This window comes from Rheinheimera sp., assembly GCF_020217005.1.
In the GTDB taxonomy this organism is placed as follows: domain Bacteria; phylum Pseudomonadota; class Gammaproteobacteria; order Enterobacterales; family Alteromonadaceae; genus Pararheinheimera.
In genome coordinates, this window is the sequence record NZ_JAIWOI010000252.1 from 1 (window position 1) to 10,000 (window position 10,000).

The following is a 10,000-nucleotide window of genomic DNA, read 5'->3' on the forward strand; positions in this document are numbered from 1 at the left end:
GAAGAGCAGGGCGTCTGGGACTATCAACAAGACAGTCAACAAGACACCCAACAAGAGAATCAAGACCGTAGCATTAAAACAGAAGCGCAGGCTCAAGCATGAAACCTCTGGATGCTGGCACTTTACAACTGCGTTTGTTGGCGGAAACTGACTGGCTTTTATTCCTCGAGTTGCATCGCCATGAACAAGTGCTGCACTATGTGGCAGATCCTTTCTCTGATGCACAAATTCGTCAGCGTTTTGACGAACGCTTACAACCCTGGAAAGCCGGGGATCAGCATTGGTTAAGTCTGGTGGTTGTAGAAAAGCAAACGGGTGCTGCGACTGGTGTTTGTGGTTTTCATTGCCTGGAAGCAGAAGCCGATACGCATTTAACTGCTGAAGTAGGCTATCTGTTTTTACCGGAGTTTTTTGGTAAAGGTTATGCGACTTTGGCATTAAACGCCTGCCTGAATTATGGCGCTACATTGGGCATAACACAGTGGCAGGCCGTGGTGACCGAAGGCAATGTTGGCTCATGCCGTGTGCTGGAAAAATGTGGTTTTCGTCTGATAGAACGTCAGCACAATGGCTATCGGATTGGTGATGAGTTTGTTGCAGATTTAATTTACAAAAAAACAGCTTAAAAATGACGGCACAGGAGTAACAGTGTGATCCCAGTTGAATTTATTTTGTTGCTGCTGAGCCCGGTGTTTTTCATCTTTATTGCCTTTGAATGGCTTTATAGCGAAAAACGTGGCAAGGCATTGTACCAATGGCGTGATACGGCTGCTAACTTTGGTTTAGCGGCTTTACATCAGGCTGGTGATTTTATTGCTCTGCTGGTGCTGTCGCCGCTGATGTTGTGGTTATCGCAGTTCGCCTTGTTTTCTATCGAGTTTTCAGCACTGAATTTGTTTTTGCTTTTTATCGCTCAGGACTTTTTGTATTACTGGTTTCACCGCTGCTCCCATCGTGTGCGCTGGTTATGGGCTTCGCATGTGGCGCATCACAGCTCACGTTTAATGAATTTCAGTACAGCTTTTCGCCAGTCTTTAACTTATCCTATTTCTGGCATGTGGTTGTTTTGGTTGCCCCTGGTTTTACTGGGTTTTGAGGTGCAACTGGTGTTGGCTGTTGTGGCTATTAATTTAGCCTTTCAGTTTTTTGTCCATACCCAGTCGGGTAAACACTGGGGCATTTTGGGTTGGGTGTTCAATACGCCGGCCTGGCATCGGGTGCATCATGCCTGCAATCCTCAGTATATAGACCGCAACTATGCAGGTGTTTTAGTGATCTGGGACAGGATCTTTGGCACTTTTGTGCCTGAAGAAGAAGCCTGTCGTTATGGTATTACCGACGATTTTCAGTCGAATAACCCCTTGACCATCACCTTTTATGAGTGGCGGAAAATCATCACTTTATGGCCTCAGCTCAAAGGCTGGCGTAATAAACATAAACTCTTGTTTGGTCCACCGGAAGCATTCTCCGAGCTCAATCAACCGAATACGGGTCGACCATCCAGGGACTTGGAAGGTTATGACTAAACTGCTGCTGAAATTGGTTTTGCTGTTTGTTGTCATCAGCTATGGCATTTGGAAACTCTCAGCCAGTACTGAGTTTCAGCTGTTTGGTGAACTGATCCACAAGGTGGATACAGAGCAAAAGCTGGTGGCTTTAACTTTTGATGATGGTCCAACACCACATTACACAGCGGAGATTTTGCATCTGTTGGATTTATATCAGGTGAAAGCTACTTTTTTTGTTACAGGCTCTGAAACTCAGCGTTATATGACGCAGGCTAAACAAATTGTTGCGGCAGGTCATCAGTTGGGTAATCACAGCTGGTCTCATCCACGGATGTTGTTTATGTCGTTGGATGAGATTAGCCGTGAAATTGAAGGCACAGATCAGCAAATCCGCGCTGCTGGTTTTAAAGGCGAAATTTTGTTCCGGCCTCCTTATGGTAAAAAGCTGCTGTTGTTGCCCTGGTATCTGGCAAAGACCCACAGAACCAACATTATGTGGGATATAGCCCCTGAAACTTTTGACGGCTTGCCTGACGATTCACAGACTCTGGCCGCAGAGGTGCTGGCTCAGGTGCAACCTGGTTCTATTGTATTACTGCATTTAATGTACAAAAGCGGGGATGCGTCACGCGCGGCTTTACCCATTATTATCAAAGGCCTGAAGGATAAAGGCTACCGTATGGTCACTGTGTCCGAACTGCTGACAGCACAGTAACACTTAGCTTAGTCACGCACTGGCTGCAGTTGAAACTGTTGATCCGCTATTTGTAACAAAGGCCACTCAGGTGCTACTGGTGTTAAGGTCAGTGTCTCCAATTGTGGTTCTGGTTTGGACTTGTCCACATTTGACACTGGCGCAAAAGCGGCACGCTCCCAGACTGAGCCATGCAAACGAAACAAGTCCGCATGGATGGCATCGTAAGAGTAAGTCAACAGCACATATTCCTGCACTCCGTCATTATTTAAGTCGATAGGTCGCAGATGGTACTGACTGACCTGACTTAATTGCCACCCCTGATACTTTTGCCACTCGAACAAAGCCTGTTCCAGCTCCGCGGGCAGGACCAGATCTTTAGGTAACTTTAGTGCGGCTAACAATTGTTTTTGCTGTTCAGAGTCTTTGTTTGTTTTTTCGTCACGATGCCAATCTGGCCTGTACAGGGTGTTAATGCGCACGACCAGCGCGGGATCTGTCTGCTGGTACTGAAGTTTCAATTGCTGCAGCGCATCGTAACCAGGTTTAGCCAATTCGTGGCGGAAATAACTCAGGTCGAAATCGGCCAAGGTTGTGCTGCCCTGCTCAAGCCGGGCCAGCTGGCTTTGTACCGTAATTTTGCGAAAATCAATCAAAGGGGAGTTCACCAGCAGCATCACGGCCAGCAACATCAATCCCATCCGGACATTGATCCAACTTAAGTGCTGTAGCCACAGATCACGTTTTTTCAGAATACCCCAGAGGTAACCTACAGAAAACAAAGCAAGTATCGCCCACAACACCAGGCCCCAGCAGCGACTGACACTCCAGCCATATTGCTCTATCCGCAGCATCAGGCCATAACAAGCGATCAGGCTATACACAGGCAATAAGGCGACAGCGGCATAAATGGCTCTGTGTAACCAGAGTGGGTATGGGCGGCTATCAGCGTCGGCCTGATACACGGCATTCAGGAAAAACAACATCAATGCCTGCAGACATAAAATCAGTACGCTACCGTGCCCGGTTTTCCACAGCGGTGCTAAACCGGTAAAAGGCAAGGCAAGCATAAAAAGCACTGATACCATTGCTAATATCACCAGTAAAAACTTCATCAGCGCCTGCTGAATACGGGTAATGGTGTCAATGACTCCAGCCTGGTTGCGGAAAATAATAATGCCAAAAGCAAAGGCCAGGCTGAGCGTAGGGTAGTAAAACCATTGTTTTGCAAACAAATCACCAAAAAAGTCGATTTGGATCACTTTAAACAACGCCGCCCACAGCATTAATACGGCCCATACCGCCAAAGTAAAAAGTAAAGACAAGCCCAAAGTCAGAAAATTACGCCAGGAGTGCAGGAATAGTGTGCTGTAACAAAGAGGCGCACCCAAAGCCTGTTGTTGGATGTATAACAAGGCTTTAAAGCTGGCGAGTAACATGGAGTAAATAAAGGCAAAGAGCACAGGCTGGTAGCTGATCTGCTCCAGTGGTATAGCTTGTAAACCGGCATAAAAGCCCAATGCCGCAGCAACAAGGGCAAAAACACCTAAGCGCAGGGCTAACTTCAGCTCAAGACCTTTTTCCAGTGATAACAATAAAGTCACTGGCGCTACAACGACCAGGGTGTAAAAACAAAATAACCACTGCGGCTGGTTGGATGGCCAATAATCAAAGCTGATCGATTGATGTAGAAGATAAAGTGACAGGCCTTGCACTAAAGCGAGCAGCAGCATAACTGGAATGGGTAACTGGTGTTGGTTTGACATAAATCGTCCCTGAAGTTAGGCGCAAAGCATTGCATCAGCCGTTGTAATTGTTAATAAACCTAAACAAATAGTGGACCAGATCCCGTCCGGCCAAAGGTTGAAAAATAGATGAACTACGTCATAGTGTACAGAACAAAACACATAAACAAGGGATATCATTATGCTTTATCAAGGCAGTTGTCATTGTGGGGCTGTGGCTTATCAGGTTGAGGCAGATATCAGTTCTGCGTTAAGTTGTAATTGTTCGATTTGCAGCAGAAAAGGCTATTTGCTGAGTTTTGTCTCAGGCGACAAGCTAACTTTATTAAAAAAGGACCAACCTTTAACCACTTACACCTTTAATACCCATACAATTAAACACCAGACGTGTCCGGTCTGCGGTTGTTCACCTTTTGCGTTGGGCACAGATCCAGAAGGCAATCAAGTCGCGGCCATTAATCTGCGTTGTTTAGAAGGTATAGATTTGGATGCTTTAGAGATCCATAAGCACGACGGCAAACACAGCTAAAAACCTGGTTCAAAATATCCTGGCTGTAGCGGCGACCTTTTTGGTCGCCCACATCATTATCAATCCCGAAACCCAGGCGAAAAAGCGAAGCCAACAAAGCGACAGCGTCAATGACGACATGGATCAGAGAGGCTAAGTAATTGCAGTCACAGCGCGGCGACGAAGGAGCGAGTCCCCGGGAGCAAAATGACCTATGTGACTGAGGCTAGCGAGTGAAGTCAACAAAGGTGCCAGATAAATCCATTAAGTCAGTGACGTTGTCGCGAGGCGGCACGTGAATGAGTCCCCGGGAGCATAGTTGTCTATGTGACCGGGGCGAAAGAGCGAAGCCAACAAAGCGACAGCGTCAATGACGACATGGATCAAACTTTTTTAACAAACTCAGACTTTAACTTCATAGCGCCAAAGCCATCAATTTTACAGTCGATATCGTGATCGCCTTCGACCAAACGTATACCTTTGACCTTTGTGCCAATTTTTACCACCAGTGAAGAGCCTTTTACTTTTAAGTCTTTGATCACTGTCACTGTGTCGCCATCCTGTAGCACATTGCCTGCAGAATCCCGGATCACTTTTTCGCTTTGTGCTGCGTCAACACTGGAGGTTGCTGACCATTCATGGCCACATTCAGGGCAGATCAACAGGTTATTGTCTTCATAGGTATAGGCAGAGCTGCATTGTGGGCAGGCGGGTAACTGGCTCATGATGGTCCTGATTTAATAATAGAAGGCGAGAAAAGGCCGGCATTGTAGCCGAAAGGCCCTACTTTTTACAGGGCTTTTAACCTCAGAGCAATAAATCCGCTTCAATAGGCCGCCAGACAGCGCAGCTTTGTTGCAGCGATTGCGCTGTCAAACCCGGTACGCTGTACACCACCGTATCAACCCCATGTTGTTGGTAAACGGCCTGCAACAACAAATCAAAATCACCGTCGCCGGAGAGTAAAACCACAGTGTCGACTTCGGCGGCCAATGTCAGCACATCAATGGTAATACCCACGTCCCAGTCGCCTTTGGCCGAGCCATCGGCACGCTGAATAAAAGGTTTGAGTTTGACCTCAAAGCCTATATGGCGCAGGGCATCCTGAAACTTAATTTGCTGGTCATCTTTTTTATCAATAGCATAGGCATAGGCGTAGCTGATCTGCCCTCGAAGCTGTAATAACTGCCAGAATTTACGGTAATTAAAGGAGCGGCCATAGGCCTGTTTGGTGGTGTAATAAATGTTTTGTACGTCGACAAAAACTGCAATCTTTTCCATAACAAGCAAAGCCAAAATGAAGATTGCATGGACTATAACATGGCATCTGTTTGAAACCGCGAAAGAAAATCAGCCTGTAGCGCTTTGTGTCTGTTAAAATGGCCGCAACTAGTCCGGAGCGCTTTGCGAATTTTTATGAATAACAACGATGTGTTACGCCGTTTACGTTACGCCTTTGATTTTGGCGATCAACAAATGATGAATTTATTTGCCCATGCTGGTTTAACAGCAAGCAGGGCGCAGGTCAGTGACTGGCTGAAAAAAGACGAAGATGCAGCTTTTCAGCCTTGTGATGATGTGACCTTAGCCACCTTCTTAAATGGTCTTATTATCGAACGTCGTGGACGCAAAGACGGTGAACAGCCAGTGGCGGAGCAACGCCTGAATAACAATATTATTTTCCGTAAGTTAAAAATTGCGCTGGATTTAAAAGACGATGACATAGTGCAAATGATGACGGATATTGGTTTTCGTATCAGCAAACCTGAACTAAGCGCTTTTTTCCGTCGTGCGGATCACCATCATTACCGCCAGTGTCAGGACCAAATTCTGCGTAACTTTATCAAAGCAGTGCAGATCAAATATCGCGAAAGCTCAGAAGACTAACAGCTCGTCATTCAAAAAGCTGAGAACAGGATCTAAGGCATGGAAGCGCCGCTGTATTTTTTTAAAGTCTTTACCCAGGATGCTCAGGCGGGTAACCCTGCAGCCTGCGCTTTACTGACCGAATGGCCCGAAAGCAGCGTGTTACAGCATAGAGCGTCTGAAGCTCAACAAGTGGTGACGGCCTTTGTGGTGCCCACCACAGAGGATCCTTACCGCTATCAAATCCGCTGGTTTTCCTGTCAGCAAGAAATCAATCTGTGTGGCCACGGCACTTTGGCTGCGGCTGCTTTGTTGCGTCAACTCAAAGGTGAGGGCTGTTACAGCTTTGTCAGTCCTTATGGCGAGCCCGAGGTCAGAGTCAGGGCCGACGACTTAGTGATGCAATTACCGCAGTGGCATGCAAAGCCTGTGCAACGGCCAGCAGCTTTGGCTTCAGCTCAGATCATAGATGCCTTTCAAACCCGCGATTTAGTCTTGGTGCTGGCGGATGCAGAGGCTGTACTACAGTTTCAACCCGATGTTGAACTGATCCGCCAATTGCCACAACATGCCTTGATCGTCACTGCTTTTTGTCCGCCTGATACTTATGCACTACGCTATTTCGCACCAGCTATTGGCATAGAAGAAGACATAGCAACTGGTTCAGCTCAATGTTCCCTCGCACCTTATTGGCACGCTAAAACAGGCCTGAGTCGCTTTAAGGTGCTGCAGCTTTCTGCTACTGCTGCCAACTTTGCTGTCGCTTTTCACTCCAACCAACTGTATTTAAAGACGCAAGCTGTAGCTTTACCGCATCTGACCCGGTCTGTGGCAACAATTACTTAACAACTGCAGGCAATTGCAGTAGGCTGGTGTGGTGAATTCATCAGGAGTTTTCTTATGTCGATACCACAACTTCAGCTTGTCCAAGAGCCAGTGCATGGCCAGTGTTTATGTGGCAAAGTAAAAGTCAAAGTGGCTCAGATGGCGTTGAAGGTCGGAGCCTGCCATTGTCAGTCGTGCCGCACCTGGACCGGTGGGCCTTTGTTTACCTTTGATTGTGGGACTGAAGTTAAACTGGATGGCGCTTGTTTTATCTCCAGTTTTCAATCCTCGGACTGGGCAGAACGTGGTTTTTGTAACAACTGCGGGACCCACTTATTTTACAGGCTCAAACAAAATGGTCAGTATTTTATTCCGGCAGGTTTGCTCAGACTGCCTGAGGATCCTGTGTTCGACCATCAGATTTTTATCGAACAGAAACCGCTTTGGTACTGCTTTGCAAACCAAACTACAGAACTGACAGGGGCTGAAGTTTTTGCGTCCTTTAGCTCCGACTGAGGCTTGTCTTTGCTTAGTTGGCTATTGTGAGCCAAAGTACTGCAGAGACCGTTGAAAAATGAACAAAAGCACCTGTTGTTAAGTCCTTGTTTATATTTGAGCTTTACACTGGGTTTTCAGTTTTTTTGGTGAATGGAGCGCGCGTGAATCGAGCACAGAACTTAAGTAAAGCCGCAGTTTTTGTTAGCCTTAGCGCTGCCAGTTTTGCTGTGTCAGCACAGGATGTCAGTGTCTGTCAGGGTACTTTGGATAATAATAAACGTTTGGCTTGTTATGACAGGATCTTCGGTACCACAGCTACCAAGCTGACGGAGACAGCACAAGAACCAAAAGCCCAAACCGAAGCTGCTGTGGAAGTGACACCTCATACAACTACAGTCACTGCAGTGGCGGCTGAGCCTGTTGCTGTAGCCACAGTGATGCAAAAGTACTGGGAGTTAACGCCGGAAGAAAAGCGTGACCGTTTTGTATTCAGAACCTATCAGCCGAATTTCTTTTTACCTGCTCATATCACCTCCAATATCAATAAAGCCCCACAAAGTCCAACCCGGGGGCAGGCTGAAACCAGTGATAATTACAAGCAGATGGAAAGTAAGCTACAAATTTCTTTACGCGCCAAGTTAATGACAGAGTTTTTATTACCCGGTGCTGATTTATGGTTTGCCTTTAGCCAGCGTTCTATGTGGCAGTTATGGAACAAACAGGACTCGGCGCCTTTTCGTAATACAGATTACCAGCCAGAACTGATTTACGTGGTACCAGTGGCTGAAGACTGGGGCAATTTGCCTGGCGAATGGCAAGTACGTATGCTGCAGTTTGGGGTAGCCCATCAGTCCAATGGTCAGGCTAAGCCCTTGTCACGCAGTTGGAACAAGCTCTACGCGGGTTTAGCTGTGGATAAAGGCGAGTTTGGACTGAACTGGCGTTACCATCAGCGCATCTCTGAGACAGGCGACGAAGACGATAACCCGGACTTGATTGACTACATAGGCAGTCACGAAATCAGTGCGCACTGGCTGCCTGGTGACGCCACAGCCCAGCTGACCTGGCGGAATGACTTTTCTTACCTGAGTCGTGGCTCCTGGCAGTTGGACCTGACCTATCCGGTCGACAGCTCTAAACTGGACGGCTTACGCTGGCACTTGCAGGTATTTTCCGGTTATGGCGAAACTTTGTTGGACTACAATTTTCGCCAGAATAGTGTAGGACTTGGGGTGATGTTATTTAATTTCTGAGATGCCGGCAGCATCCGGAACAATAAGCCCGCATTAGCGGGCTTTGCTTAAAAATTCTGGTGTTTTGCGGGCTTGAAGTTTTTGTTCCAGAAAGGTCGCTGTACTTATCAACTTTTGCTCTGACCAGGGCAAACCTATCAGGCTCAGACCCAAAGGCAGGTCAGTGTCAAAACCGCCAGGTAAGCTCAGATTAGGGTAGCCAGCTACTGCTGCTGCGGTAGAAGTACCAAAGTTGAAGCGGTCTCCTTTGACATGATCAATAGGCCAGGATGGGCCATAGGTCGGTATCAGGATCAAATCAGCCTTAGCTTGTTTTAAATACTGATCCAGGTGCTGCTCTGCCAAAGCTCTGCTGTTTTTCAGCGCTTGCTGATAAGACGACTGCTCTTTGTTTAAATCCAGAGCAGCAGCTTGTTGTAAATACTCCTGACCATAAAATGCCAGCGCTTCTTTGCCTTTGGCCAGGTTAAAATCCACTAGTTTTTGTACTGTGTTTAGTGAGTCCGGTACTTGATAATCGTTTAACCAACGTGCTAAATCGCGGCCAAATTCGTACACCAGCACATTCAGTTCATCCCGGTAGACTTCATTGGGCAGTTGCCAACTTTGTACAGTTTGCACCTGAACTCCGGCGACTAATAAGGCCGCTTCAGTTTTATCCAACATGAACTTGATAGCGGGATATTCCTTATCGAAAGCGCGAACCAATACTACTTTTTTCGGTAACCAGGCGCTTTGCTGCAAGGGACCTGTCCGTTGTTGTGCATCAGTGCTTTGTAGTACCTCAAGTAAAGCCGCAGCATCGGCCACTGTTCTGGCCATAGGACCGGCTATATCCTGAGCTTCAGCTATTGGAATAATACCTTGACCTGGCACTGAACCCCGGGTTGGTTTAATACCAACAATACCATTCATAGAGGCAGGGCAGACAATAGAACCGTCTGTTTCTGTTCCGACTGCCAACAAGGTTAAATCAGCAGAGACAGCCACACCAGAACCTGAACTTGAACCGCAAGGACTGTGCGTTAACAAATAAGGGTTTTTAGTTTGTCCGCCCAGTGCCGACCAGCCACTGGCCGAACCTTCACCCCGGAAATTGGCCC

At 47.1% G+C, this 10,000-nt stretch carries 12 protein-coding genes; 8 read left to right on the plus strand and 4 right to left on the minus strand.

Features of this window, described 5'->3' with window-relative positions; all coding sequences use genetic code 11:
• Positions 1-98 precede the first annotated feature (98 nt).
• Genes LDL40_RS12295 through LDL40_RS12305 form a run of 3 tightly spaced genes read left to right on the plus strand, consistent with a single transcriptional unit; the run spans position 99 to position 2,223 of the window.
• Positions 99-626 (plus strand): GNAT family N-acetyltransferase, encoded by a 528-nt coding sequence (locus LDL40_RS12295; protein WP_300995672.1) that lies wholly within the window; start codon positions 99-101, stop codon positions 624-626.
• A 24-nt stretch (positions 627-650) separates the two neighbouring features.
• Positions 651-1,526 carry a sterol desaturase family protein gene (locus LDL40_RS12300; RefSeq protein WP_300995673.1) on the plus strand — a complete coding sequence of 292 codons (876 nt, stop codon included), beginning with the start codon at positions 651-653 and terminating at the stop codon, positions 1,524-1,526.
• Complete coding sequence (locus LDL40_RS12305; RefSeq protein ID WP_300995674.1) at positions 1,519-2,223, plus strand: polysaccharide deacetylase family protein; 705 nt, start codon at positions 1,519-1,521, stop codon at positions 2,221-2,223. Before LDL40_RS12300 ends, LDL40_RS12305 begins: the two co-directional genes overlap by 8 nt.
• Before the next feature lie 8 nt (positions 2,224-2,231).
• Here the strand turns inward: LDL40_RS12305 and LDL40_RS12310 are convergent, their stop codons facing one another.
• Positions 2,232-3,968: a DUF4153 domain-containing protein gene (locus tag LDL40_RS12310; protein ID WP_300995675.1), complete on the minus strand. Its 1,737-nt coding sequence runs from the start codon at positions 3,966-3,968 to the stop codon at positions 2,232-2,234.
• A gap of 160 nt (positions 3,969-4,128) precedes the next feature.
• On the opposite strand from LDL40_RS12310, the gene LDL40_RS12315 reads away from it, so the two are divergent.
• Positions 4,129-4,476 (plus strand): GFA family protein, encoded by a 348-nt coding sequence (locus LDL40_RS12315; protein WP_300995676.1) that lies wholly within the window; start codon positions 4,129-4,131, stop codon positions 4,474-4,476.
• A gap of 362 nt (positions 4,477-4,838) precedes the next feature.
• Here the strand turns inward: LDL40_RS12315 and LDL40_RS12320 are convergent, their stop codons facing one another.
• The gene (locus LDL40_RS12320) at positions 4,839-5,180 is read right to left on the minus strand and encodes a zinc ribbon domain-containing protein YjdM (RefSeq protein WP_300995677.1); all 342 of its coding nucleotides are present in this window, start codon (positions 5,178-5,180) and stop codon (positions 4,839-4,841) included.
• A gap of 82 nt (positions 5,181-5,262) precedes the next feature.
• Positions 5,263-5,736, minus strand: coding sequence for an NYN domain-containing protein (locus LDL40_RS12325; protein ID WP_300995678.1), 474 nt, complete (start codon positions 5,734-5,736; stop codon positions 5,263-5,265).
• A gap of 135 nt (positions 5,737-5,871) precedes the next feature.
• Between LDL40_RS12325 and LDL40_RS12330 the strand changes: the two genes are divergently transcribed.
• The 4 genes from LDL40_RS12330 (at position 5,872) to LDL40_RS12345 (ending at position 8,897) form a co-directional block, all read left to right on the plus strand.
• A complete protein-coding gene (locus LDL40_RS12330) occupies positions 5,872-6,342 on the plus strand; it encodes a DUF1456 family protein (RefSeq protein WP_300995679.1) in 471 nt (156 codons plus the stop codon).
• A gap of 39 nt (positions 6,343-6,381) precedes the next feature.
• Complete coding sequence (locus tag LDL40_RS12335) at positions 6,382-7,167, plus strand: PhzF family phenazine biosynthesis protein (protein ID WP_300995680.1); 786 nt, start codon at positions 6,382-6,384, stop codon at positions 7,165-7,167.
• Between the two features lie 54 nt (positions 7,168-7,221).
• A complete protein-coding gene (locus tag LDL40_RS12340) occupies positions 7,222-7,662 on the plus strand; it encodes a GFA family protein (protein WP_300995681.1) in 441 nt (146 codons plus the stop codon).
• Between the two features lie 143 nt (positions 7,663-7,805).
• Entirely contained in the window at positions 7,806-8,897 is a 1,092-nt protein-coding gene (locus LDL40_RS12345; protein ID WP_300995682.1) for a phospholipase A, read from the plus strand.
• Between the two features lie 33 nt (positions 8,898-8,930).
• On the opposite strand, the gene LDL40_RS12350 is transcribed toward LDL40_RS12345, so the two are convergent.
• Positions 8,931-10,000: amidase family protein (locus tag LDL40_RS12350; RefSeq protein WP_300995683.1), on the minus strand; the 1,070-nt coding region annotated here is incomplete at its 5' end.

What these genes read in the sequence shown, in the direction of transcription:
- LDL40_RS12310 (WP_300995675.1), bottom strand. Translation starts at nt 3,968, where the DNA reads ATGTCAAACCAACACCAGTTACCCATTCCAGTTATGCTGCTGCTCGCT.
- LDL40_RS12305 (WP_300995674.1), top strand. Translation starts at nt 1,519, where the DNA reads ATGACTAAACTGCTGCTGAAATTGGTTTTGCTGTTTGTTGTCATCAGC.
- LDL40_RS12320 (WP_300995677.1), bottom strand. Translation starts at nt 5,180, where the DNA reads ATGAGCCAGTTACCCGCCTGCCCACAATGCAGCTCTGCCTATACCTAT.
- LDL40_RS12330 (WP_300995679.1), top strand. Translation starts at nt 5,872, where the DNA reads ATGAATAACAACGATGTGTTACGCCGTTTACGTTACGCCTTTGATTTT.
- LDL40_RS12325 (WP_300995678.1), bottom strand. Translation starts at nt 5,736, where the DNA reads ATGGAAAAGATTGCAGTTTTTGTCGACGTACAAAACATTTATTACACC.
- LDL40_RS12295 (WP_300995672.1), top strand. Translation starts at nt 99, where the DNA reads ATGAAACCTCTGGATGCTGGCACTTTACAACTGCGTTTGTTGGCGGAA.
- LDL40_RS12340 (WP_300995681.1), top strand. Translation starts at nt 7,222, where the DNA reads ATGTCGATACCACAACTTCAGCTTGTCCAAGAGCCAGTGCATGGCCAG.
- LDL40_RS12315 (WP_300995676.1), top strand. Translation starts at nt 4,129, where the DNA reads ATGCTTTATCAAGGCAGTTGTCATTGTGGGGCTGTGGCTTATCAGGTT.
- LDL40_RS12335 (WP_300995680.1), top strand. Translation starts at nt 6,382, where the DNA reads ATGGAAGCGCCGCTGTATTTTTTTAAAGTCTTTACCCAGGATGCTCAG.